The following is a 22,750-nucleotide window of genomic DNA, read 5'->3' on the forward strand; positions in this document are numbered from 1 at the left end:
GCATAACGCGTGCGTCCGCCAACAGGAGACGCACATGCGCGCGACTTTTCTCAGCACCGTCGCAACGATCATTCTCGCCGCGAGCCCAGCGCTCGCGCAGAGCGAAGGTGAATTCCCCGCCAAGCTCGCCGGCCACGTTGTGATGCCGGCCGCCACGTTCATCGACGCCCCCGCCGATGCACCCGCCGATCTCAAGACTTCAGGGAAATACACCACCGGCAAGCGCGTCGACGCGCTCGGCACCGTGATGGGCAAGTCCTATGAGCGCGCGACCGGCGTGTCGCTGCCGTTCAAGGGCCAGCCGCTGCAGGGCCATTCCGGCATCAAGACCATGCCCAACGGCAGCTTCTGGGTCATCACCGACAACGGCATGGGCGCACGCGCCAACTCGCCAGATTCGATGCTGTATTTGAACCGCTACAAGATGGACTGGGCCGGCGGCAAGATCGAGCGGCTGGAGACGATCTTCCTGCACGATCCCGACAAAAAGGTCCCGTTCCGCATCGTGCACGAGGACACGCAGAAGCGCTATCTCACCGGCTCCGACTTCGACACCGAAGGCTTCCAGATCATCGGCGAGACCTTCTGGATCGGCGACGAGTTCGGTCCCTACATCCTGAAGGCCGACAAATCAGGCAAGATCCTGGCGGTGTTCGATACGGTTGCCGACGGCAAGCCGGTGCGGTCGCCGGACAATTGGGCCGTGGCGACGCCGGGCGCGCCGGGCGCGACCTACACCAACGTCAACCTCCGCCGCTCCAAGGGCTATGAGGGCTTTGCGTCCTCCAAGGACGGCAAGTTTCTCTACGGCCTGCTCGAGGGACCGCTGTGGGATGCCGAGAAAAAGGACTGGGAGAAGGTCGACGGCAAGGAAGCCTCCCGCATCCTCGAATTCGACGTCGCCGCGGAGAAATTCACCGGCCGTTACTGGCAGTATGTGTTCGAGCAGAACGGCAACGCCATCGGCGATTTCAACATGATCGATCAGGCCTCCGGCCTCATCATCGAGCGTGACAACGGCGAAGGCACGGCCGACAAGGCCTGCCCGCAGGGGCAACGCGGTGAGAACTGTTTTCCGGATCTTGCCAAGTTCAAGCGCATCTACAAGATCGAGCTCACTGAGGCCAATGTCGGCAAGCCGGTGCGCAAGATCGGCTATATCGACCTCATGAAGATCAGGGATCCCGACAAGAAGGCACGGAAGCCGCTCAACGACGGCGTCTACACCTTCCCGTTCTTCACCATCGAGAACGTCGATCGCGTCGACGACACCCACATCATCGTCGGCAACGACAACAATCTGCCGTTCTCGTCCAGCCGCGATCCCAACAAGGCCGACGACGACGAGTTCATGCTGCTCGAGGTCGCGGACTTCCTGAAGGCGAAGTGAGCGGATCGCTCTCTCCTCCCCCTCTCCCCGTTCTTACGGGGAGAGGGTTGGGGTGAGGGGCTGCTTCAACGATCACGGTGAGAGACGATTCGTGGAGAGTCCCCCCTCTCCCCGTAAGCGGGGCGAGGTGAGGAAGAGCCTCACCTCACCGTAAACTCCACCGGTATCGAAAAGCTTATCGACCCGTTCTTGATCTCATCCGGGAACGGCGGAAACGGCGAGGCCTGACGCACCGTCGACATGGCCAGGGCATCAAAGGCGGCAACGCCGGATGAGCCGGCAAGGCGGCTGGACGTGACCTGCCCACTGCGGCTGAGGGTGAAGCTCAGCCTGGCAACGCCGCGCTGACCGCCGCCACCGCTCGGATAAGAGTGAAAGCGCATCAGATGCGCGCGGACGCGTTGATTGTAGGATGCGATCGCGGAAGCAGCAGCGCCGGCGCTCTGGGCCGATGCCATCGGCGCCTCTCGCTCGGCGCGCGGTGGTGCACTGGTGCGCGGCGCGGGCGTCGCATCCGAGGGCTTCTTGGCCTCGCGGCGAACCACCTTCGGCTTCGCTGGGGCGGGCTTTTCGACCGGCACGATCTTCGCGGGCTCCGGCTTGGCCGGGGTCGGCTCCAGCTTCTGCTCCGGCGGCGCCACGACATCCGGCTTCTCCTGCGGCGGCGTCGGCGCGATGGTCTCCTCGGCCATCTGCTGCCGCACCGGCTCCGGCGGCGAGGCGTCGGCCTCCTGCATCACCGGTCCCGGCGCGGCGTCGTCCTGCGTCGACTGCGGCGCCGAGGTCACCTGTGCCATGTCGACCATGATCGCCGGCAGGCTGACGCCCTGTTCCGGTTGCGACCTGATCCAATTCATCACAAGCAGTGCGGCAGCCACATGCAACATCACGATCACCGCCGCCGAGAGGCCCCAGCGCGCGGTTTCGCGCTCTCGAAGCGGCTCGTGCAGGGCGAAGGCGTTGGCACTCATCAGCTGCGTCCGTCGAGGCCGACGAGGGCGACCTTGAGATAGCCGGCATTGCGCAAGGTGTTCATCACCTCCATCAGGTCGCCATAGGAGACCGCCTTGTCGGCACGCAGATAGATGCGCTCGTCCTTGCGGCCCTTGGTGGCGGCATCGAGCGAGGTGCTGAGTGCGTCGCGCGCGACGACGTCTTCGCCAACTGCGATGGACATGTCCGCCTTGACGGTGACGAAGACCGGCTTCTCGGGCCGCGGCGCCGGCTCGGCCGCGGTTGCCGGCAGATCGACGCCGATGTCGACGGTGGCGAGCGGGGCCGCCACCATGAAGATGATCAGCAGCACCAGCATCACGTCGATGAACGGCGTGACGTTGATCTCATGCGTGACCTCGAGATCATCCGGGTCGCCGCGCTTGAGCGGCGAGCGTGCGCCGAGCTTTGCGGCCATGGCCTACTCCGCCGCCCGAGCCAGGCGGAATTCTCTGTGGTCGCGCTGCCGGCTGACCAGCAACATGAGCTGCGCCGAGGCGTCGCCGAGCAGCGCGCGATAATTGGCGATACCGCGGACGAGGTGATTGTAGATCACGACCGCCGGGATCGCCGCGACGAGGCCGAGCGCGGTGGCGAGCAGCGCCTCCGCGATGCCGGGCGCGACGACCGCGAGGCTGGTGGTGTGGCTCTCGGAGATGCCGATGAAGGCGTTCATGATGCCCCAGACGGTCCCGAACAGGCCGACGAAGGGCGCAGTGGCGCCGATGGTCGCGAGCGCGCCGGTGCCGCGCGCGATCTGCCGCGACATTGCCGCCTCCACCCGCTCCAGCCGCAGCGCCACCCGCTCCTGAAGGCCGTCGTCGAGGATGCCGCCCGAGAGCTCGGCTTCCCTGGCGCAGGACTGGATCAGCTGGGCGACGGCGTCGTGCGCGTCACCGGCCCGTGTCGATGCCTCGGCCAGCGTCATGTTGCCTTCGAGCGCGCGCGTCTGCTGCAAGGCGAGCGCGCCCTTGCGGCGCAGCTCGATGGTCTTGGCGAGCCAGACCGTCCATGTCACCAGCGAGGCGACGGCGAGCCCGATCATCACCGTCTTCACGATGATGTCGGCGCTGACGAACATGCCCCAGGGCGACAAATTGCGCGGTAACAGGGCTTCGTCGATCGCGAAGGCCGGTGTCGGCGCGAGCGCCAGCGCGATTGCAATGACCATTTGCCGAAGCCTGGACTTGCCTTGCATCCTGATCTCCCGACAACAGAGGGAAGCTACGCCATGGGCTGTGCTGCGATCCGGGCCGCGAGCTGCCGGAACCGCGCCAGCTGATCCGCCCGCAGCGCCCTTGTCTCGTCGCGGCCGACGAAGACCTTGAACATGATGCCGCCCTCGACGTTCACGAACGCGACGAAGGCCGATGACTTGCCCATGAACGGGCGCTCGACGAAGGCGACGCCTGCGCAGCGCTCGTGGCGAAGATGGCCGTGCAGACCCTTTGGCTGCATCAGGTTGAAATAGCCGCGGCCGATCTCGCCCGCGGGAATAGCGCCCGTGAACTCGAAGATCGCGTCGTCGGTGTGCACGATCAGCGTGACCTCGCCCCACTCCGCGATGTCCTGCATGGCAGCGGCAAAATGCTCGCCGCCGCCAATGTGCACCATGGAGGATGGAAGCGCCTCGATCACGCTGCGCGGGCTGACCTTGCGCTCGCGCGCGACGTCCTCGATCACCGCGCCCGGATTGTCGGCCATATGGACCTTGAGATCGGCAAAATCGGTACTCAACATGTCCGGCTCCTCTCCATCGCAATCTAGGCGGCCGCGGCCTTGCGCTCGCTCTGGATCACCTCGAAGCCTTCGAACTTGGGATGGCCGAGATACAGGCTCTCGCCGGTCGAGTTGTCGGCGCGGGCATGGGCACGACGAAACTGGTCCGAGCGCGTCCAGGCCTCGAACGCCGCCTTGTCGACCCAGGTGGTGTGCGACGAATAGAGCGTGTGGTCCTCGGCCTCCGGGCCCTTCAGCAGGTGAAACTCGACGAAGCCCGGCATGCTGCCGAGATAGGATTCACGGGTGGCCCAGACAGTTTCGAACGCGGTCTCCGCGCCCTTCTTCACCTGGAAACGATTCATGGCGATGAACATCAAAGTCTCTCCTTCTGATCAAAACGAAACACGCCGAAGCCGCGCTGGAGCATCAGCGCGGCCCGGCGGAGCTGTGGCGCTGCGAAGCTGGCGGCTACGCACCTCCAAAGTGGATCTTCATGCCGGCCTTATAGACCCTGCCCGGTCCCGGGGCTGACCACAGCACGTCGTTCTGCGATGTGCCGTCGGTCGAGCTGCCGGGAATGGCGTAAGGCCGGTAGTACTGGTTCAAGAGATTGTCGATCGAAGCCGTGAACACGATGTCCCTGGTCGCATTGTAGGTCATGTACAGATTGACCAGCTCGTAGCCGGTCGCGGGCAGATAGCCGGCGGGTACATCGTTGTTGGCACCGAACGAGGCCCATTGCGCCGTCAGGATCAGGGTGCGATCGAGCAAGCGGACGCCGCCGGTGGTGACGACCTTGCGCGGGGTGATGGTCGCGAGCCCGACATTGGTGACAGCGTTCTTGCCCTGGATGTAGTGACCGGCGACGCCGATGAACCAGTTGCCGGCATCGTACATCGTCTCCGCTTCGAAGCCCTGGATGCGGGCCTGCGCGATGTTCTGGTACTGGTAGTACTGGCTGAAAGAGCCGAATGGCGGCACCGCGACCGGCGCCGAGGCGACGAGGTCGATGTAATCGCTGACATCGTTGCGGAACAGATTGATCTTGCCGCGGAACGAGTCATTGGCGCTGAAGATGTTGTCGTACTTCAGGTTGAAGCCGACCTCCTTATTCTTGCCGACCTCGGGACGGAGATTCGGGTTGGGCAGGAAGCAGAACAGGCCAACAGTGCCGTCAGGACAGGGGAAGAAGGCCGGTCCGCCACCGGTCGCATGCGCGCCGGAGATTACCGTCTCGGTGATCGATGGGGCGCGATAGCCTTCGGCGTAGCTGACATAAGGCTGGAAGCCCGGGACCGGAGTCACGCCGAGCGTGATCTTCGGCGAGAAGCGATCACCACTCGCATTGGTACCACCGGACTGCAGATTGTAGCGATCATAGCGGATCGCGCTCACCGCCTCGAACCAGGTGTTGTAGTTCTGTTTCAGTTGAATGAAGCCGCCCGACACGGTGCGGATGCCGCCCGGCGTGGTGATGTTGGAATTACCGCGGCGGTCGGTCGTGATGACGTCGTCCTGGAATGCGTCGACGCCGTAGGTCACGGCATTGCGCCAGTCGCCGACGTTGAAGCGCGTGGTGTTGTTGGCGTCGAAGCCAAACGTATCGAGGACATAGCCGCGCTTGTCGCCGACACAGCCGGAAATGTTGTTGCCGACATTGCCGGCGCCGCAATAGGCCGAGCCGGATGTCGAGTAGTGATAGGTCTTGGTCTGGTCGTTGTCGGTGCGATTGCCGTAGACCGATATGTGCGAGTCGAACAGATTGTCGCTCGGCAGCGAATAGTTCCAGGTCACCGTTCCGGTGTAGTTCTTGGTGTCGGACGCATAGACCGAGGAGCCCTGATACAGCGCGCGCTGCGCCGCCGTCGCGACCGGGCCGCGGTTGAACTGGCCGACATCGTACTGGTAGTCCTGAAAGACGGCCCCGAACTTGACTTCGTGACCGATCGCGGGCCGCACGGTGAGCTTCATCAGCCCGCCTTCGACCTGGTTGCCGGTGTTGCCGATTTCGGTGCCGTTGCCGTCCTTGTAATTGCCTTGCGTGCGATAGACCGCGCCGCCGAAGATATCGACGTCGGGCGTGGCGCGCACGCCGCCGAAGACCGAGCCGAGGCCGCGATTGTTGTTGGAGCCGTAGGAGCCGGAGAGATCGACGCCCCAGCGCTCGCCGGGACGCAGCACATCGTCGATGTCCTTGGTGCGGAACGAGACCAGGCCGCCGATTGCGCCGGAGCCGTAGATGTTGGCGGTCGGACCGCGCACGACGTCGACGCCGCCGATCAATTCGGGATCGAGGAAGAAGGAGCCGTTGGCGTTGTGGCCGGTGCGCTGATAATTCTGCCGCGCGCCGTCGACGACGACAGCGACGCGTCCGAAATCCTGCAGGCCGCGAACGTTGATGACAGTCGCAGGATCATCGCCGCGTTCCTGGAATGACACGCCGGGTACAGCATAGAAGATGCCCGACAGCCGGTTCGGCTGAAGACCCTGGATCTGGTCGAGCGAGATCGAGCTGACCGGTGCGAGCGAGTCGATGGCGCGCTCCTTGGTCTTCGTTGCAGCCGCGGTGATGGTGTCGAGCGCCTGAACCTGCGCCGTGCCGCCGGCCTGGGCTCGGGCGTTGAGGACCTCCGGCGTTGCCTGCTGCGCAGCTAGCGGCTTCGCCGGCTTGCGCTTGGCCTGCTTCGGCCGCTCCGTCGACGCGCGTTCAGCCTGCGGCTCGGCGGTCTGTGCAAGACCACTCTCCGTCGTCATTGCCGCAAATGAAATTACCGACGCGCCCAAAATCAAGGCGCGCGAATACCTAGCCCCGTCAGCCATATCAGCCCCAGCCTGCACTTCACTTTAGCTTTTTCAGTCTGTTGGCTGGCGGGCGCTCGCAACGCGAGCGACTGGCTGGCTGATTGTCTCAGGAGGCGGGCATATTCCCCGCTGCAAGAAATGGTTACGTGGCGATAGTCTGACGGTCAATGATATCAGGTTGCAGTTTATATCGATTGTAAATTGCAGCCGTTGGAATGCGCTTCGTGCCGCTTATACAAACAAGCAAGCAGCACTCCAGAGTTTCGAAAGCGCATCACACTTAACATGTCAGCAACATCAGGAGACAGCGGCGGCAACGCGGCGGGGTCGGCAGGAAGCCCTTCTGCGACAACGAGAACCCTCACCATGCGTGGCAGCCGGATCGACAGTCGCGAGCTGTTTGCGGCCGAGCGCGAGATCATCATCGCGCATGGCGAGGACAGCTATCGGCTTCGCCTGACCTCGCAGAACAAGCTGATCCTGACGAAGTAACCTGTAATGACATTTTGTCGCACCTACGCAAGCCTCCTGCTCTCCAGCACGATCGCGCTCGCCTCTGCCGCGCACGCCGCCGGCATTACCGTGCATGACGCGCGCAATCGCGACATCGCCGTGACCGACTTCGCGCGCACGGTCTCGATCGGCGGCGCCATCACCGAGATCATCTATGCGCTCGGGCTCGAGAACCGGCTGGTCGGCGTCGACACCACCAGCCTTTATCCAGCGGCGGCGCTGCACGACAAACCCAATGTCGGCTACATGCGCCAGATCTCCGCAGAAGGCGTGTTGGGCCTCAACCCCACCCTGATCCTGGCGATCCAGGGCTCGGGCCCGCATGCGACCATGGAGATCCTGGAAGCGGCGAAAGTGCCGTTGGTGCTGGTGCCCGACACCTTCTCCGAGGACGGCCTGATCGAGAAGATAAGACTGGTCGGCCACGCCATGGGTGTCGACGCGCGCGCCGCGTGCCTGAGCGCCGCGGTCGGCGCCGATTTTGCCCAGCTGCGCGCCCTGCGCGCCAAAGTGACCAAGCCGGTACGCGTGATATTCGTGATGTCACTCCAGAACGGGCGCGCCATGGTCGCCGGCCACAAGACCGCGGCCGACGAGATCATCCAGCTCGCCGGCGCCGCCAATGCCGTCGACGATTTCGACGGTTACAAGATCATCGGTGACGAGGCGATCGCGGCGGCAAAGCCCGACGTGGTGCTGTCGATCGAGCGCGGCAAGGACTCGCTGCAGGCCGACGCGATCTATGCTCATCCCGGCTTCGCCCTGACGCCGGTCGCGGCCAACAAGAGCCTCATCACCATGGACGGGCTCTATCTGCTCGGCTTCGGGCCACGGACGGCGGCGGCGGCGCGAGATCTCTCGGTAAAACTCTATCCGACATTGGCCGAACCGGGCGCGGCATTCACTTCGGCGCTGTCGGCGGCGAATTGCCGGCAATGAGCGTGGCGATCGGCACTGAAGCGCGCTGCCCGGGACGACGCGCCAGCGCGAGACGTCGGTCCGCATCGATCGCAATCCCTCTTCTGATCGCGGTGCTCGCGGTCGCCGCGATCGTGGCGCTGAGCTTCGGCGCCGCCGGCATTCCCCTCTCCCGCCTGCCTGCCGCACTCGGCCTATCAGGCGAAAGCACGGCGATGACGGCCCGCGACCAGCTCGTGCTGTGGTCGATCCGCGTCCCCCGGATCGCGGCGGCGGCGATGGTCGGCGGCTTGCTCGCCGCGGCCGGCGCGATCATGCAAGGGCTGTTTCGTAACCCGCTCGCCGATCCCGCGCTGGTGGGCGTCTCCAGCGGCGGCGCGCTCGCAGCCGCAAGCGCGATCGTCTTCACCGATTCGCGCTTCGGCGAGGCGCTGCGCTTCCTCCAGACCGAGCTGCTGCCGCTCGCGGCATTCGCGGGATCGCTGGCCACGACCGCGATCCTCTACGGCATCTCGAGCCGCTCGGGCCGCACCTCGATCGCGGTCTTCCTGCTCGCCGGCGTCGCCATCACGGCTATCGCCAATGCCGGCATCGGGCTTCTGGTGTTCATCGCCGACGATCGCCAGCTCCGCGACATCACGTTCTGGATGCTTGGCTCGATGAGCGGGGTGACCTGGACCAAGGCCGCCGTGCTGGCGCCGATCCTCATCATCGGACTTGGCGCCTGCGCCTTCATCGCGCGCGGCCTCGATCTCCTGGTGCTCGGCGAGGCCGACGCCTTTCACGGCGGCGTCGACGTCGAGCGTCTCAAGCGGATCTCGATCGTCATGGTCTCCGCCATGACCGGCGTCGCGGTGTCGATCAGCGGCGTCATCGGCTTCGTCGGCATCGTCGTGCCGCATCTGCTCCGTCTCGTCATTGGACCTGCGCATCGGCTGCTGTTGCCCGCCTCGGTGCTAACAGGCGCGATCCTGATGGTCGGCGCCGACACGCTGGCGCGCACCATCGTGGCGCCGGCGGAGATGCCGATCGGCATCCTGACCGCAGCGGTCGGCGCGCCGGTCTTCCTCTTCATCCTGCTGCGGCAGCGCGGGCTGGCCTCGCTATGAGCGCCGTAATCGAGGCGCGTGCCTTGAGCAAGCGCGCCGGCCGCGCGACGCTGCTCGATGGCGTCGGCCTGACGGTTGCGGCCGGCGAGATGGTCGCGATCATCGGCCCGAACGGCGCCGGCAAGTCGACCCTGTTGCGGCTGCTCTCCGGCGATCTCCGCCCGAACGAGGGTGCGGTGCACCTGAAGCAGCGCGATATCAGCAGCTATACGCCCCGCGAGCTCGCCGCGCGCCGCGCGATGCTGTCCCAGCACATCAACATCACCTTCCCCTTCACCGTCGAGGAGATTGTGCTGATGGGCGCGGGCGAGCGCAGCGCGCGTGAAGCAGGCGCGCTCGTCGACACTGCCCTCGACGAGGTTGGGCTCGCGCATTTCCGCGAACGGCAATTGCCAACGCTATCAGGCGGCGAACAGCAGCGTGCCCATTTCGCCCGCGTGCTGGTACAGCTCGCCTGCGGCGAAGCCAAACACGGCCCGGGGCTGCTGCTGCTGGACGAGCCGACCTCGAGCCTGGATCTGCGCCACCAGATCGACCTCGTCGAAGCCGCGCGCCGCCGTGCGGCCGGCGGCACGGCCGTCATCGCGATCCTGCACGACCTCAATCTCGCGATCCGCTTCGCCGACCGGCTGGTCGTGCTGGCCGGCGGCAAGCTCGCCGCAGATGGCCCGCGCGCGGATGTCGTCACCCGCGAGATCATCCGCGGCATCTTCGAGATCGACGCCGTCGTGCATCAAGGCGACGACGGCGTGCCTTACGTATTGCCGCAGTCGATGCGCGCGAGTTCGGCCCCGCCACGATGAAGGTGCACTCCCTCGCCCCGCTTGCGGGGAGAGGGGGCGGCGCACCTCGTTCGTGGCTAGCAACCTACCCCGCCGGGACGATCACCATGCTTTTGTCCTTCGGCCAGCGGATGCGCCAGGCGAAGTTGATATCCTTGACTTCGCCCGGCTTGGCGTCGAACGACCATTCCAGCACGCCGCGGCGGTCACGGATGTTGCTGACGGTCGGCGGCGTGCTCGCGGGCAGCATTTCGACGACGATGTCCTCGCTCTCGCTGACCGGCAACTGATCCTCGATCGCGACCTTGATCGGGAAATCATGACCGTTGCGGATGGTGGTCTTGAACGTACGCTCGTCGGTCTTGGATGTTGTGACAAGCAGGCCGGCCGAGCCCTCGTTGCGCTTGAGCACGGCGCGCTCGATTCTCACCTTGTCGTCGGCGCCGAAGCCGAGCCGCACGATGTCGTCCTTGGCGGAAGCGGAGAGCTTGCCGCGACCGACAAAGACGCCGTCGCGGTAGATCGCGACCTTGCCCGGCAGCAGCGTCGTATCATCGGTCTGCTTGAAGCTGGCTTCGAGGAAGGCGGTCGGGTCCCAGCACCGGTGCGGCGCGGACCGCGAGGTCGGCGGGCACCGTCATCGCTGCAATCCGCAGGCTCTTGGCGCCCTCGGCGGCGCCGAGGCTGACGCGGCCGGGAATTTTGAACGTCGCCTGGAAATCCCCGATCTCGGCAATTGCCTGCTGCTCGTCGGCACGTTCGCGCGGCTCGGCCGCCTCCGCGATCTTGGCCATCGCTGGCGATTGCATCTGGCGCAAGACCGGCGCGGGCCGCGCCAGATCGGAGACCGAACCCGCTGCCAGCGGCTTCGGCACCTGGGGATATTGCGCGACCAGCGAATGCAGCTCCGGCGCACTGCCGCCGCGGCTGATGCGGGTCGTGGAGACGCCGAGCGTCACGTTGGACCAATCCTCGCCGGTCGATTGCGTGATCTCGGCGCGGCGGATCAGCTCGAGCTGCGGCTTGCGATCCTTGGCGCCGGTGTCGAGCCGGGCGTCATAGAGCGGCATCCAGCGCGCATTGCGTACGGCATAAGTCACGCGCAGCGTCGCCTTCGTCGCAGCAGTCGCGGCAACGTCCATGCGAACCTCGAGCTTGCTCGGCGGCTTGGCCTTGCGCTCGACCTCGAGTTGGGCGATCTGCCGGTCGATCTCGCGCGTCTTGCGTGTGGCATCGCGGACGACGGTGTCGGCGCTCGCAATTTCTTCGCCGACCGCAGCAAAGGCCGCGCGCCATTCGGCGATCGGCCGCGCCTCGCCCTTGTCGCCGATCCCCGCGGGGGAGGTTTCCGCAAAGTGCTCCGCAAACTTGCGCCGCGCATTAGCCGAGTCGATCGCGCCCTGCAAATCGGCGCGCTGATCGTTTAAGGCCTCGATGCGCTTTTCCAGCTCGGGCAGATTGACCGGCGCGGCGCGAGGCGACCGCGCATCGATCGTGCCGATGGTGAGCTTTGCGCCGCCCTCGCCCTCGACCCGGATGGAGGAGGCATCGAGACCAAGCGGGAAGTCCTTGGCAACAAGCGTCGAATCCCCGGACGGCAAATCGACCGTGATGACGCGGGTGACGGTGGCACCATCGGGGTAAACCGTGACCGTATCGATCGCCGAATTGGCGTCCAGATCGGCGGCCCATGACGGCGAGGCCGCCGCCATGGTGACCAGAACCAGGCTCGTCGTTGCCAAATATCTTGCGGTGATGCGCATGAAGTCCCTCCTGCCGTATCGCCGCGCCGCCAGCCGGACGCGCGCGATCAATTGCCTCGCCAACATGGTTGGACGCGGCAGGGAAGGAACTGGTTCGATTGGGGTTTCCGTGGGGCGCCGCGGCGGCGGCACCAAGGCTGCGGAACGTATCGCAGTCCCTCGCGGCAGGCCTCAGGCCTGGGTCGACGCCCCCTGGCCGAAGATACGGCGGAGCAGATCGGTCACGTTCTTGGCCCCGGCTTTCTTCAGGACGCCGGCGCGATAGCCCTCGACGGTCCGTGCACTCAGATGCATGCGCCGGGCGATTTCCTTGTTGGTCAGGCCGGCAGCGAGGTGCTCGAGCACGTCGCCCTCACGCTCGGTCAAGGGCTCGCAGCCGGGGAGCCAGCGCCGCCGGCTCGTGCCGGGCTGCGCGAATTCGTCGACGGCGGCATCGATCCGGCCGATGATGTCCTGGGTGCGGAACGGCTTTTCGATGAAGTCGGCCGCGCCGCTCTTGATGGCGTCGACCGCCATGGCGATGCTGCCATTCGCCGAGGTCACCAGTACCGGTGCCATGCAGTTTTCCTCGCGCAGCCGCCTCAGCATGTCGAGGCCGGAGCGATCCGGCGGCAGCTCCATCAGCACGCAGGCCGGCATCCGCGCTTTCGCTTCGGACAGGAGTGAGGCACCGTCAGCGAAGCAGATCACGTCATAGGCGCTCTGTTGGAGCGCAGTCGAAAGTTGTTCGCGGGAGGCAGCGTCGGTGTCGATGACGAATACCTCGCCCTTGGAAAGCATGTTTCCCGGCATAATCCCGATCCAGCAATGTCTTGGTCAAATGGTCCGAGACGGAAAGCGGGCCGCATCGCCCTGCCGCGCCGTTGTGAGCACGGCATTCACGCCAATGCTTCGGTTTCCCCTATGTATGTTCCGGCCGGTTCCTGGATTTGACGGATCGAGACAGAAACTTTACATTTCGGGACATCTGCGGGAATGGCTGGCAGGAACGGTTCGCATGACCGACCTCGTTCGCAGCGCAGGCTTGAGCTACTACCCGGAGATCGCCCGGTCGGTCGGGCTCGATCCCAAACAGATGATGCGCAAGGCCAGGCTGCCGCTGGCCTGCCTCGACAAGCCCGATACGCCCATTGCCGTCGCAGGCCTGCGCCGTCTGCTCGAATTGTCGGCGGAGGCCTCCGGCGCCGAAGATTTCGGTTTACGTCTCGCCGAGCGTGGCGGCCTGACCAATTTCGGTGCGGTCGGCCTGATCGTGCGCGAACAGGCGACTGTCGGCGAGGCGATCGACGCATTTTCGCGCTTCATCCACATCCATCATGACGGCATGCGGCTGGATGTTGCGCGCGACGGGCAGATCGTGACGGTCACGCTGCACCTGCGCGGTCGGCGGCCGAGCGCGCCGCGCCAGGCGATCGACATGGCGCTCGGCAGCATCCACCGCATCATCCAATCGCTGTACGGCCATGACTGGCGCCCGCAGGAGGTCCACCTGCATTACCCGCCGCCGCGCGATCGCAAGCGCTATCGCGAGTTCTACGGCTGCCGCGTGACCTTCAACGCCGAACACGATGCGATCCTGCTCTCGGCGCGCGACATGGAGCGCCGGATCCCGAGCGCGCATCCCCTGATCGCGAGCTATCTGCGCAAGCGGATCGAGGCGATCGAGACCCGGCCGGCAAGTTGGGAAGGGAAGGTCGACGAGGTCGTGCGGGCCCTGCTCGCCGGCGGCGACTGCACCGTCGAGCGCGTCGCCGAGCATCTTGCCTGCACCCGCCGCACCATCCACCGCCACCTCGCTGCATCAGGCACCAGCTTTTCGGCCATCCTGGATGCACAACGCGCCGATCTCGTGATCCAGCTGATCGAGGACCCCGACCGGCCGCTGGCTGACATCGCGACCCAGCTCGGCTTCTCCGCGCAGAGCGCCATGGCGCGCTGGTTCCGCGGCCGGTTCGGCTGCACCGTCACCGACTGGCGCAAGGGCGTTCGGCCTCCGACACCGCCGCCCGATGCGCCCTCGGCGACCGCAGCTTGAGTTTCAGCGCGCCGGAGCAGGCACGCCCATCGTGGCAAGGGCACGCCGCCGGCTGCCGGCGAGCAGCGGGCCGAACGCGATGGCAAATCCGAGGAACGCAACGAGCCAGCCGCAGGCGGCGATGTGCAACAACACATCGCTGTGCGCGGGCAACACCACGGCGGCGACCCGCGCCAGGGCCGCGATGATGATCGCAGCATAGATTCCCTGGGTCGCCGGCGAAGCGGTCAGCGCCTGTCCGGTGTGGCCGAGGCTCGCGCGGGTCATCACCGCCAGCGTCATGGTTCCCGCCGCGCCCGTCATCCAGGCGTGGATGCCGGCGCTTGGCGGCAGCGCTCCGAAAACCGCGACGGCGTGCAGGATGAAGCCGAGCGGCACGAAGACGTAGCCAATATGCAGGATCACCAGCAGTCGCTCGCGAAACGTGCGATCGCCGGCCCAGCGCGCAAGCCGCACCAGATGCAGCCCGCCGACCAGCGCCATCAGGACACCGGTGACGGCATTCAGCGGCGCCACGATCCAGAAGATGAGCGCGAGCGCGCTGCATCCGATCACTGCGCCGTCGAAGCGTCCGAACGGCACCGGCAGGCGGCCGGGATTGAACTTGACCAGCCAGTTGCGAGTGAAGCTCGGAATGATGCGGCCTCCGATCAGCGAGATCAGCAGCATGACCACACCGATGCCGACGCGGATGCTGAAATCAGCCGCGCCCTGGTAGTGCGCCTCCAGATGAAAAGCGACGTTGCCGGCGAGCAGAACGGACACCAGCGCCACCACCGGCAGGTTGCGCCAGTTGCCGCCTGCGATGATCTCGCGCGCCGCGGCGGCGACGACCAGCGCCAGGAAGGCGGCATCGACGAGAAGCGCGAACGCCCAGCCGGTATCGGCCGACAACGTCACCGCGACACGTCCGGCAAGCCAGACCATCACCAACGCCCCCAGCGAGGTGCCCTGGATCGGCAGCCGCCCGGTCCAATTCGGGATGGCCGTGAACAGGAAGCCGGTGATCACCGCCGGCAGGAAGCCGTAGAGCATCTCGTGGACGTGCCAGTCGCGCGGCGCAAACGCGGAACTCACCGACAATTCGCCGTAGAACATCGGCAGCCAGGCCAGAATCGATAGCCCCGCCTGGATCGCGGCGAGCAGGAAAAAGGGCCGAAAACTGTTCGCAAACAGCGGCCAGCCCTCAAAGTTGCGGGATCGGGCGCCAGCCATGGGTCAACTCCAATAAATTTCAGTCCGTTGTCTGGAAAAATACTGCCACTCAGCCGTCCCGTTTTGCGCTATCGCAAACTATCGAACGATTGCAGGTGCCATCACACTCCCTGATGCCAAGGAGGCAGAATGGCCAAGGTCGACACATCGCTGGTTGCGCATTTGCCGCTGTTTGCCGGAGTCACGCCGGAAGCTTTGGACGAAATCCTGCGCGAGGCCCGTTCGGCGCGCTATCCCAAGAACAGCGCCATTTTCGAGCAGGGGGCGGATGCGCAGTCCTTCTTCCTGCTGCTGCACGGCCATGTCCGCGCGGCCAAGACCACGCCGACCGGCGAGCAGATCGTGGTCCGCTACGTCGCGCCCGGCGAAACGTTCGGGCTCGCCATGGCGATCGGAGCCGTGCAGTATCCGGCAACTGCGATGGCGGTCGATGACAGCGTGGTGCTGATCTGGCCAACCTCGGCCTGGCCGCGGCTGATCGAGCGATTTCCCTCCCTGGCCGCCAACACGCTCCAGACTGTCGGCACGCGGCTCCAGGAAAGCCACACCCGGATCCTGGAAATGTCGACGCAGCAAGTCGAACAGCGCGTCGCGCATGCGCTGCTGCGCCTCGCCAAGCAGTCCGGCAAGAAGCTCGACCACGGCATCGAGATCGACTTCCCGATCAGCCGCCAGGACATCGCGCAGATGACCGGAACCACACTGCACACCGTCAGCCGCATCCTGAGCGGCTGGGAGAGCCAAGGCCTCGTCGAGAGCGGCCGTCAGCGCATCATCCTGCGCGATCCGCACAGGATCGTCATGTTGGCGGAGCGGAGCGCCGACAGCGGCGCGGCGTGACAGCCGCGCCGGGACGTCTCCGCTCAAGATAGGGATTAAGATAGGGATCGAGATAGGGGTGAGGGGCGCTTCCGCTTACGGCGAAAGCCGTCCCTTACCCGGGAATCCGCGCGCGCCCGCGCGAATTCCGGACCGCTTCACGCCGGCACGCAATCGCACAACGCGGCGAGGAATTTTTCGCGGTCGATGCCATGCTCGCGGCAGGCATCATCCACCGTGTGGAAGGTTGCGATCGGGCAACCAACACAAGCCATCCTGAAGGCCAGAAACACGCGGATCGTGTGCGGCGCGGTACGCATGATGTCATCGACCAGATCGTCGGATCCAAAAGACATGGACAACTCCGTTCCGCAACGACGATAGCAGAACGAACCGAAGGCTCCTTGTCGAAGCGCAAGCTGGCGGCGGCTTCTCCCTCGCCCGGCGAGGAGCGAGGAAGAGGAACTACACAGCCCGGCTGTGCAGCTGCTTCGCCGGATTGAGATGCGCGTCGAACGCGGCCGCGACGCTGCGGACCAGGAAGCGCGAATCCTTTGCAACTGCGAGGCGGTTGCCGTCCAGCCTCACGATGCCGTCGGAGATCAGCGGCTTCAGACGCGCCGCCGAATTCAGCATCGCCCCCGCCTCCGCGCCATGGCGCGCGCAGATGTCGCCGAGATCGGCGCTGAACTCGCACATGATGCGTTCGATGATGTCGGCGCGCAGCCGGTCGTCGTCGGTGAGCCCATAGCCCTTGGCGGTGGCGAGACGGCCGGCGGCGATGCTCTGCGCATAGGCGCCGATCTGCACCTCGTTCTGGATGTAACCCTGCGGCAAATGCCCAATCGCGCTCGCGCCGAAACCGAGCAGGACTTCGCTCTTGTCAGTGGTGTAGCCCTGAAAATTGCGCCGCAGCGTCCGTTCCTCGAAGGCCACTGCCATGGAATCGCCGGGACGCGCAAAATGATCGAGCCCGATCTGCACGTAACCGGCCTCCTTCAATGCATTCGCGATCGCGCAGGCCTGGTCGTGGCGCGCGAGGCCGTCCGGCAACACGGCCTCGTTGATCATCTGCTGGTGCTTCTTGAAGCTGGGCACATGAGCGTACCCGAACACGGAGAAGCGGTCGGGCGCGAGCGTGAGGCTGCGCCGGACCGTATCCAGACACGACGCGACGGTCTGGTGCGGCAGCCCGTAGATCAGGTCGAAATTGAGACCCTCGATGCCGGCGCGCCGGAGCATGTCGACCACAGAAGCCGTCTGCTCGAAGCTCTGCACGCGGTTGATCGCCCGCTGCACCACGGGATCGAAGCTCTGCACGCCAAGGCTCGCACGGTTGACGCCGGAGAGCCGCATGGCATCGACCATGTCGGCGGTCAATGTGCGGGGATCGATCTCGACCGCGATCTCAGCCGAGGGTAGCACGAAGAACTTCTGGCGCATCGTCGCCATCAACTCGGCGAAAGCTTCCGGCTGCATGATCGTCGGCGTGCCGCCGCCGAAATGGATATGCTCCACCTTGATGCGGCGGCCGATGGTTTCGGCGACCTGCACGATCTCGTTGCGCAGCGTCCGCTGATAGCCGGCGATGAGCTCGTCGCGGCGGACGATCTGGGTATGGCAGCCGCAATACCAGCACATCTCGCGGCAGAACGGCACGTGGAGATAGAGTGACGCGCTGGCCCCCGCCGGCAGCTCCGCCAGCCAGCTGGCGTAGGCGTCCGGTCCGACCGCCGTCGAAAAATGCGGTGCGGTCGGATAGCTCGTGTAGCGTGGCAATCGTTCTTCGCCGTAGCTCGCCGCAAGATCAGCTCTCATGTCTTACCCATTCGTAAATTTCCGCCGTGCGCAGACATCACGGCAAATCACGGAATGCACTCCAATAACCCGGATCCGCGGAGGCGACCTTGCGCTCGCGCAAAGTCGGCCGGGGGTGCAGCAGACATTGCGCTCGCGCAAAGCGCAGCGGCCGGTTCGGGGCCATGATCATGGCAATTCGCACGCCATCCGGAGCGTTTGCCCATGAGGCTTCTCGCACTCGAACTGATTCTCTCCTTGCTCGACGTCCGCGGCCATATCCCGCGTTTCGACGACTTTCGGCCGGCCCCGGTCGCACCGGCCCCGGCCGGCACCGTGGGCGCTCTGGCCGCAGCCATCGCCGTCTTCGTCATGCTGTCGCTGGCGATCTGGGCAACGGTCTGGCTTGCCACATATCTTTTCTAGTCGCGTCTTCGCGAAGGCCTCGATCATGATCTCATCCAAGCGTGCATTCGCCGGCGCGGTCGTGCTGGCATGCCTTGTCGGGGCGCCCGCCTTCGCAGCCGACACCGCCAGCGGCGATCTGGTCATCACCAGGGCCTGGAGCCGGGCAACGCCCGGCGGAGCCAGGGTCGCCGGCGGCTATCTGACGATCGAGAACAGGGGCCACACGCCGGAGCGGCTGCAGGCTGCATCGGCCGCCCATGCGCTTCGAACCGAAATCCACGAGATGACCGTCAACGACGGTGTCATGACCATGCGTCCGCTCGACAAGGGCCTTGTCATCGCACCCGGACAAATCGTGACGCTTGGACCCGGCGGCGGACACCTGATGTTCATCGGTCTCGATGTGCCGCTCCATGCCGGCGACCAGATGCCCGTAACGTTGTCGTTCGAGCACGCCGGCGCAGTGAAAGTGACGCTGGATGTGCAGGCCATCGGCGCACAGGCTCCCGAAACCACGAAGACAACGGCGGCCGCAGAGCCTGCACATCGCGTGGAGCAGGCTGCGGCGGTCCCACCCGCGTCGACGACCGAAGCTGACGAGAGCTTCTTCACGCATCTCCATGCTGAAAAGGCCATGGCCAACGTCACGGTCTCGCCCGGGCGCGCCGGTCCGGTCGAAATCGCAATCCAGCTTGAAGATGCGAATGAGTTGCCGCTGAGCGCCGACGCGGTTGCTGTCACGCTCGGCAACCCCGAGCATGGCGTGGCGCCGATCACCGCGAACGCCGAACGCGTCGGCAACGATCAGTGGCGAGTCAGAATGTCGGCACCGCTGTCAGGCCGCTGGTCGCTCGGTCTCGACATCCGCATCACGCCATCGGATGCCGTCAACGTCGTGTCGCCAATCCTGCTCCGTTGAGGCACCTAAGGACTGTAGCGGAGGCGAATCCGGCAAAACCTTGTCGCAGCGCAAACACTCTTGCCGAGATAGGCGCACACTGCATCCGTCATCAAAAACCTTTCCAGATGAAGGATGCTTCCGATGTTCACCCGCAGAGTCGCATTGATCGGCGCCGCCGCGACAGCTCTGATGCTGGCGACCCCCGCTTTGGCTGGCGACGATCTCAAACTGCCGCGTCAAAAGGTAGAGCTGGTCGCTCCGCCGTTCGTGCATGCGCACGAGCAGGCGACGAAGCAGGGTCCCAAGATCATCGAGTTCAAGCTCACGATCGAGGAGAAGAAGGTCGTCATCGACGAGAAAGGCACCACCTTCCAGGCGATGACCTTCAACGGCTCGATGCCGGGCCCGCTGATGGTCGTGCACGAGGGTGACTACGTCGAAACGACGCTGGTCAATCCCGCGACCAACTCCATGCCACACAACATTGACTTCCATTCCGCGACCGGCGCGCTCGGCGGCGGCGCGCTCACCCTGGTCAATCCCGGCGAGCAGGTCGTGCTGCGTTGGAAGGCAACCAAGACCGGCGTTTTCGTGTACCATTGCGCCCCCGGCGGCCCGATGATCCCCTGGCACGTCGTCTCCGGCATGAACGGCGCCGTGATGGTGCTGCCGCGTGACGGCCTTAACGACGGCAAGGGCCGCGCGCTGAAATACGACAAGGTCTACTACATCGGCGAGCAGGACATGTATGTGCCGCGCGACGAGAAGGGCAACTTCAAGTCCTACGAATCGCCTGGCGAAGCCTTCACCGAGACCGAAGAGGTGATGAAGAAGCTGATCCCGACCCATGTCGTGTTCAACGGCAAGGCCGGTGCGCTGACCGGCAAGAACGCGCTGACGGCCAATGTCGGCGAGAACGTGCTGATCGTGCATTCGCAAGCCAACCGCGACAGCCGTCCGCACCTGATCGGCGGCCATGGCGACTACGTCTGGGAGACCGGCAAGTTCGGCAATGCACCCGAAGTCGGGCTCGAGACCTGGTTCATCCGCGGCGGCTCGGCGGGAGCCGCGCTGTACAAATTCCAGCAGCCCGGCATCTACGCCTACGTCACGCACAATCTGATCGAGGCCGCCGACCTCGGCGCCACCGCGCACTTCAAGGTCGAAGGCAAGTGGAACGACGATCTGATGATGCAGGTGAAGGCCCCTGCCGAAATACCGGCAGCCAACACCAACTAAACGCGACAAGGGGCCGGTCATCACCGGCCCCTTCCTTCTTCGGGGAATCACCATGCTGATCGCATTCAAAGTCAAACTGGCACTCGCCTGCGCCGCCGGAATCGCCGGGCCGATCGCGATGGCGCCGCTGGTCTCGGACATGACCGTCCACGGCACGGCGTCGGATCCTGCGATCGTCAGGGTCGCAGCGGGCAGCCTGTCCTATCGCGAGGCCGGCGATTTCACGCGCGGCGGGCAGCAGGCGGAAGCGCCGCTGCGCGCGATGCGCGTCGACCGACCGCTGCACATCATGCGAAATCAGGTCTCCTCATCCGATTATCAGCTCTGCGTGCAGGAGGGCGCCTGCCGCGCGCTCGATCGCGACGTCGCGGTCGCCGCCGATCGCCCCGCGGTGCAGGTGAGCTGGCACGATGCCGAGGCTTATGCAGGCTGGCTGTCGCGCAAGACAGGCCACCATTACCGCCTGCCGAGCGATGCAGAATGGGCCTTTGCAGCAGGCTCCAGATTCAGGGATGACGGTGTAGCGGTCGATGCAGACGATCCTTCGAAGCGTTGGATCAGCCGCTATGAGCGCGAATCCGAACGCGACCTCTCCGACACCACGGCCTATCCGTTCGGCAAGTTCGGCCCGAACGAGCACGGTGTCGAAGACCTCGCCGGCAACGTCTGGGAATGGACCTCGACCTGCTTCGTGCGCTCGCGCGTCGACGCCGCCGGCAATGCCGGCCGGCCCACCGTGAACTGCGGCGTGCGTGTCGCCGAGGGCGCCCACCGCGCCTACGTCACCGACTTCATCCGCGACGCCCGCGCCGGCGGCTGCGCCCAGGGCGTGCCGCCCGCCAATCTCGGCTTCCGCCTGGTGCGCGAGGAGACCTCCTGGGTCGCGAGCGTGTCGGCGCGCTGGAGCAAGGTGTGGGCGGTGAGGTCGTAGCCAAGATTATCGCCGCGTAGCCCGGGTGAGCGAAGCGACACCCGGGAAGGTCCCGCATATCGTTTCGCTCATGCGGGCTACGGACACGTCAAATCGCGCGCGCGAACATGCGAAAGCCCGGTGCTCCGATGATCGCCTCGAAAGCGGGATCGCGCTTCTCCTCCGCAAGAACAAAGCCGGCCTTGGCGTAGGCGCGTTCGGCAGCCTCGTTGCCGATCAGGAACGAGATCGTTGACCGGGTAAATCCAGCCGCCCTTCCCTTATCCAGTGCGTGCGCGATCAGCGCCTGCATCAGGCCGCGACCACGATAAGCAGGATCGGTCGAGACATGCTCGATCATCCAGTCGCCCTCGCCGCCCTGGACCCAGCAAGCCCGCGAATAAGCGCCGCGCCGGCGGATGGCGTCCAGCTCTGACGCCGTGAGCCCAGTTGAGAGACCGACCTCCTCGAGCGCGCGCCAGGCCGCAGATTCGGCGCCGGCCGCAGGCACGGCGCAGAGTGCAGCAGCAGGCTTGCCATCGATCTCGGCGACCAGGAACTGCGACACGTGCCACATCGACACCGCGCGTGCGACGGCGACGCGTGCGATGAAATCGAGGCACTCCGCTTCCGGCCAGCTGAGCGCCACGTCGAACCAGCCGCGCGGCCGATAGCCGCGCATCGAGTACAGGATGGTTCTTGCGATGAAAGCAGCGTCTTCGGGACGCGCTGACCTTATCGTCATACGCGCCCCATTCTCGAAGACCTTACGTGTTTTTCAGCGCCACGCGAAACTCGGCTTCGGTCTTCGCCTTGACCTCGTCGAGCGAGACGCCGTCGGCGAGCTCGATCAGGGCCATGCCGCCGTCGCCGTGCTTGTCGATGGTGAAGACCGCCAGATCCGTGACGACCATGTCGACCACGCGCTCGCCGGTCAGCGGCAGATTGCACTTCTTCAGGAGCTTGGAGCCGTCCTTGGCCGAATGCTCCATCACCACGACGACGCGCTTGACGCCGGCGACGAGGTCCATCGCGCCGCCCATGCCCTTGACCATCTTGCCGGGGATCATCCAGTTGGCGAGATCGCCGTTCTGGGCCACCTGCATGGCGCCGAGGATCGACAGGTCCATGTGGCCGCCGCGGATCATGCCGAAGGAATCCGCGCTCGAGAAATACGAGGTCGAGGGCAGCTCGCTCACCGTCTGCTTGCCGGCGTTGATCAGGTCCGCGTCCACCTCGTCTTCATAGGGGAACGGGCCCATGCCGAGCATGCCGTTCTCGCTCTGCAGGCTGACATCGACCCCGTCGGGGATGAAGTTCGAAACCAGCGTCGGGATGCCGATGCCGAGATTGACGTAGTAGCCGTCACGCAGTTCCTTTGCGGCGCGCGCGGCCATCTGTTCACGGGTCCAGGCCATGTGTGTCTCCTGATAC

General features: G+C 65.3%; 23 protein-coding genes and 1 pseudogene. 11 read left to right on the forward strand and 13 right to left on the reverse strand.

The genetic code is table 11. From position 1 onward, the window contains the following. The first annotated feature begins 34 nt into the window (after positions 1–34). Complete coding sequence (locus tag RAD04_RS08795) at positions 35–1,390, forward strand: esterase-like activity of phytase family protein (protein WP_461623454.1); 1,356 nt, start codon at positions 35–37, stop codon at positions 1,388–1,390. A gap of 140 nt (positions 1,391–1,530) precedes the next feature. Here the strand turns inward: RAD04_RS08795 and RAD04_RS08800 are convergent, their stop codons facing one another. The 6 genes from RAD04_RS08800 to RAD04_RS08825 form a co-directional block, all read right to left on the reverse strand. Next, a complete protein-coding gene (locus tag RAD04_RS08800; protein ID WP_461623455.1) occupies positions 1,531–2,361 on the reverse strand; it encodes a TonB family protein in 831 nt (276 codons plus the stop codon). Continuing rightward, on the reverse strand, positions 2,361–2,801 hold the full coding sequence (exbD, locus tag RAD04_RS08805; protein WP_461623456.1) for a TonB system transport protein ExbD: 441 nt from the start codon (positions 2,799–2,801) through the stop codon (positions 2,361–2,363). The genes RAD04_RS08800 and exbD overlap by 1 nt, the downstream gene beginning before the upstream one ends. Positions 2,802–2,804: 3 nt before the next feature. After that, positions 2,805–3,581 (reverse strand): tonB-system energizer ExbB, encoded by a 777-nt coding sequence (gene exbB / locus RAD04_RS08810; protein WP_461623457.1) that lies wholly within the window; start codon positions 3,579–3,581, stop codon positions 2,805–2,807. 26 nt (positions 3,582–3,607) lie between these two features. Beyond that, positions 3,608–4,123: a heme utilization cystosolic carrier protein HutX gene (gene hutX / locus RAD04_RS08815; RefSeq protein ID WP_461623458.1), complete on the reverse strand. Its 516-nt coding sequence runs from the start codon at positions 4,121–4,123 to the stop codon at positions 3,608–3,610. Positions 4,124–4,146: 23 nt separating this feature from the next. Further along, on the reverse strand, positions 4,147–4,479 hold the full coding sequence (locus RAD04_RS08820; RefSeq protein WP_091956483.1) for an antibiotic biosynthesis monooxygenase family protein: 333 nt from the start codon (positions 4,477–4,479) through the stop codon (positions 4,147–4,149). A 94-nt stretch (positions 4,480–4,573) separates the two neighbouring features. Beyond that, positions 4,574–6,925, reverse strand: a complete 2,352-nt coding sequence (locus RAD04_RS08825) for a TonB-dependent hemoglobin/transferrin/lactoferrin family receptor (protein ID WP_461623459.1) — start codon at positions 6,923–6,925, stop codon at positions 4,574–4,576. A 267-nt stretch (positions 6,926–7,192) separates the two neighbouring features. On the opposite strand from RAD04_RS08825, the gene RAD04_RS08830 reads away from it, so the two are divergent. From RAD04_RS08830 to RAD04_RS08845, 4 genes are read left to right on the forward strand one after another with little or no spacing between them, the layout of a single operon-like run. After that, positions 7,193–7,399: a hemin uptake protein HemP gene (locus RAD04_RS08830; protein WP_461623460.1), complete on the forward strand. Its 207-nt coding sequence runs from the start codon at positions 7,193–7,195 to the stop codon at positions 7,397–7,399. A 6-nt stretch (positions 7,400–7,405) separates the two neighbouring features. Continuing rightward, positions 7,406–8,359, forward strand: coding sequence for a heme/hemin ABC transporter substrate-binding protein (locus RAD04_RS08835; protein WP_461623461.1), 954 nt, complete (start codon positions 7,406–7,408; stop codon positions 8,357–8,359). Next, the gene (locus RAD04_RS08840) at positions 8,356–9,447 is read left to right on the forward strand and encodes a FecCD family ABC transporter permease (protein ID WP_461623462.1); all 1,092 of its coding nucleotides are present in this window, start codon (positions 8,356–8,358) and stop codon (positions 9,445–9,447) included. The genes RAD04_RS08835 and RAD04_RS08840 overlap by 4 nt, the downstream gene beginning before the upstream one ends. Beyond that, a complete protein-coding gene (locus tag RAD04_RS08845) occupies positions 9,444–10,250 on the forward strand; it encodes a heme ABC transporter ATP-binding protein (protein WP_461623463.1) in 807 nt (268 codons plus the stop codon). Before RAD04_RS08840 ends, RAD04_RS08845 begins: the two co-directional genes overlap by 4 nt. 64 nt (positions 10,251–10,314) lie before the next feature. On the opposite strand, the pseudogene RAD04_RS08850 reads toward RAD04_RS08845, so the two are convergent. Together RAD04_RS08850 and RAD04_RS08855 are read right to left on the reverse strand one after the other, a co-directional pair. Further along, positions 10,315–11,992 (reverse strand): annotated as a pseudogene (locus tag RAD04_RS08850) (mucoidy inhibitor MuiA family protein). Between the two features lie 171 nt (positions 11,993–12,163). Continuing rightward, positions 12,164–12,784, reverse strand: a complete 621-nt coding sequence (locus RAD04_RS08855) for a response regulator transcription factor (protein ID WP_461623464.1) — start codon at positions 12,782–12,784, stop codon at positions 12,164–12,166. A 205-nt stretch (positions 12,785–12,989) separates the two neighbouring features. On the opposite strand from RAD04_RS08855, the gene RAD04_RS08860 reads away from it, so the two are divergent. After that, complete coding sequence (locus tag RAD04_RS08860; RefSeq protein WP_461623465.1) at positions 12,990–14,027, forward strand: AraC family transcriptional regulator; 1,038 nt, start codon at positions 12,990–12,992, stop codon at positions 14,025–14,027. Positions 14,028–14,030: 3 nt separating this feature from the next. On the opposite strand, the gene RAD04_RS08865 is transcribed toward RAD04_RS08860, so the two are convergent. Then, on the reverse strand, positions 14,031–15,242 hold the full coding sequence (locus RAD04_RS08865; RefSeq protein ID WP_461623466.1) for an NnrS family protein: 1,212 nt from the start codon (positions 15,240–15,242) through the stop codon (positions 14,031–14,033). Between the two features lie 129 nt (positions 15,243–15,371). Here RAD04_RS08865 and RAD04_RS08870 point away from each other — a divergent pair, with 129 nt between their 5' ends. Then, positions 15,372–16,082, forward strand: coding sequence for a Crp/Fnr family transcriptional regulator (locus RAD04_RS08870; RefSeq protein ID WP_461616935.1), 711 nt, complete (start codon positions 15,372–15,374; stop codon positions 16,080–16,082). A gap of 137 nt (positions 16,083–16,219) precedes the next feature. On the opposite strand, the gene RAD04_RS08875 is transcribed toward RAD04_RS08870, so the two are convergent. Together RAD04_RS08875 and hemN are read right to left on the reverse strand one after the other, a co-directional pair. Beyond that, on the reverse strand, positions 16,220–16,417 hold the full coding sequence (locus RAD04_RS08875) for a DUF1858 domain-containing protein (protein WP_028140266.1): 198 nt from the start codon (positions 16,415–16,417) through the stop codon (positions 16,220–16,222). A gap of 109 nt (positions 16,418–16,526) precedes the next feature. Beyond that, on the reverse strand, positions 16,527–17,879 hold the full coding sequence (hemN, locus tag RAD04_RS08880) for an oxygen-independent coproporphyrinogen III oxidase (RefSeq protein WP_461623467.1): 1,353 nt from the start codon (positions 17,877–17,879) through the stop codon (positions 16,527–16,529). A 204-nt stretch (positions 17,880–18,083) separates the two neighbouring features. Here hemN and RAD04_RS08885 point away from each other — a divergent pair, with 204 nt between their 5' ends. From RAD04_RS08885 to RAD04_RS08900, 4 genes are all read left to right on the forward strand, one after another. Further along, a complete protein-coding gene (locus RAD04_RS08885) occupies positions 18,084–18,284 on the forward strand; it encodes a hypothetical protein (RefSeq protein WP_461623468.1) in 201 nt (66 codons plus the stop codon). A 25-nt stretch (positions 18,285–18,309) separates the two neighbouring features. Then, positions 18,310–19,185 carry a copper chaperone PCu(A)C gene (locus tag RAD04_RS08890; protein WP_461623469.1) on the forward strand — a complete coding sequence of 292 codons (876 nt, stop codon included), beginning with the start codon at positions 18,310–18,312 and terminating at the stop codon, positions 19,183–19,185. A gap of 123 nt (positions 19,186–19,308) precedes the next feature. Next, positions 19,309–20,406 (forward strand): copper-containing nitrite reductase, encoded by a 1,098-nt coding sequence (nirK, locus tag RAD04_RS08895; RefSeq protein ID WP_026201913.1) that lies wholly within the window; start codon positions 19,309–19,311, stop codon positions 20,404–20,406. Positions 20,407–20,458: 52 nt separating this feature from the next. Further along, complete coding sequence (locus RAD04_RS08900) at positions 20,459–21,337, forward strand: SUMF1/EgtB/PvdO family nonheme iron enzyme (protein ID WP_461623470.1); 879 nt, start codon at positions 20,459–20,461, stop codon at positions 21,335–21,337. An 88-nt stretch (positions 21,338–21,425) separates the two neighbouring features. On the opposite strand, the gene RAD04_RS08905 is transcribed toward RAD04_RS08900, so the two are convergent. Further along, positions 21,426–22,061, reverse strand: a complete 636-nt coding sequence (locus RAD04_RS08905; protein WP_461623471.1) for a GNAT family N-acetyltransferase — start codon at positions 22,059–22,061, stop codon at positions 21,426–21,428. Positions 22,062–22,083: 22 nt separating this feature from the next. After that, positions 22,084–22,734 (reverse strand): 3-oxoacid CoA-transferase subunit B, encoded by a 651-nt coding sequence (locus RAD04_RS08910; RefSeq protein ID WP_011089829.1) that lies wholly within the window; start codon positions 22,732–22,734, stop codon positions 22,084–22,086. Between the last annotated feature and the right edge of the window lie 16 nt (positions 22,735–22,750).

It is taken from the genome of Bradyrhizobium sp. 25ACV (assembly GCF_054863005.1).

Coding starts and splice junctions, on each gene's coding strand:
- RAD04_RS08795 (WP_461623454.1), top strand. CDS start 35: ATGCGCGCGACTTTTCTCAGCACCGTCGCAACGATCATTCTCGCCGCG.
- RAD04_RS08800 (WP_461623455.1), bottom strand. CDS start 2,361: ATGAGTGCCAACGCCTTCGCCCTGCACGAGCCGCTTCGAGAGCGCGAA.
- exbD (WP_461623456.1), bottom strand. CDS start 2,801: ATGGCCGCAAAGCTCGGCGCACGCTCGCCGCTCAAGCGCGGCGACCCG.
- exbB (WP_461623457.1), bottom strand. CDS start 3,581: ATGCAAGGCAAGTCCAGGCTTCGGCAAATGGTCATTGCAATCGCGCTG.
- hutX (WP_461623458.1), bottom strand. CDS start 4,123: ATGTTGAGTACCGATTTTGCCGATCTCAAGGTCCATATGGCCGACAAT.
- RAD04_RS08820 (WP_091956483.1), bottom strand. CDS start 4,479: ATGTTCATCGCCATGAATCGTTTCCAGGTGAAGAAGGGCGCGGAGACC.
- RAD04_RS08825 (WP_461623459.1), bottom strand. CDS start 6,925: ATGGCTGACGGGGCTAGGTATTCGCGCGCCTTGATTTTGGGCGCGTCG.
- RAD04_RS08830 (WP_461623460.1), top strand. CDS start 7,193: ATGTCAGCAACATCAGGAGACAGCGGCGGCAACGCGGCGGGGTCGGCA.
- RAD04_RS08835 (WP_461623461.1), top strand. CDS start 7,406: ATGACATTTTGTCGCACCTACGCAAGCCTCCTGCTCTCCAGCACGATC.
- RAD04_RS08840 (WP_461623462.1), top strand. CDS start 8,356: ATGAGCGTGGCGATCGGCACTGAAGCGCGCTGCCCGGGACGACGCGCC.
- RAD04_RS08845 (WP_461623463.1), top strand. CDS start 9,444: ATGAGCGCCGTAATCGAGGCGCGTGCCTTGAGCAAGCGCGCCGGCCGC.
- RAD04_RS08855 (WP_461623464.1), bottom strand. CDS start 12,784: ATGCCGGGAAACATGCTTTCCAAGGGCGAGGTATTCGTCATCGACACC.
- RAD04_RS08860 (WP_461623465.1), top strand. CDS start 12,990: ATGACCGACCTCGTTCGCAGCGCAGGCTTGAGCTACTACCCGGAGATC.
- RAD04_RS08865 (WP_461623466.1), bottom strand. CDS start 15,242: ATGGCTGGCGCCCGATCCCGCAACTTTGAGGGCTGGCCGCTGTTTGCG.
- RAD04_RS08870 (WP_461616935.1), top strand. CDS start 15,372: ATGGCCAAGGTCGACACATCGCTGGTTGCGCATTTGCCGCTGTTTGCC.
- RAD04_RS08875 (WP_028140266.1), bottom strand. CDS start 16,417: ATGTCTTTTGGATCCGACGATCTGGTCGATGACATCATGCGTACCGCG.
- hemN (WP_461623467.1), bottom strand. CDS start 17,879: ATGAGAGCTGATCTTGCGGCGAGCTACGGCGAAGAACGATTGCCACGC.
- RAD04_RS08885 (WP_461623468.1), top strand. CDS start 18,084: ATGAGGCTTCTCGCACTCGAACTGATTCTCTCCTTGCTCGACGTCCGC.
- RAD04_RS08890 (WP_461623469.1), top strand. CDS start 18,310: ATGATCTCATCCAAGCGTGCATTCGCCGGCGCGGTCGTGCTGGCATGC.
- nirK (WP_026201913.1), top strand. CDS start 19,309: ATGTTCACCCGCAGAGTCGCATTGATCGGCGCCGCCGCGACAGCTCTG.
- RAD04_RS08900 (WP_461623470.1), top strand. CDS start 20,459: ATGCTGATCGCATTCAAAGTCAAACTGGCACTCGCCTGCGCCGCCGGA.
- RAD04_RS08905 (WP_461623471.1), bottom strand. CDS start 22,061: ATGACGATAAGGTCAGCGCGTCCCGAAGACGCTGCTTTCATCGCAAGA.
- RAD04_RS08910 (WP_011089829.1), bottom strand. CDS start 22,734: ATGGCCTGGACCCGTGAACAGATGGCCGCGCGCGCCGCAAAGGAACTG.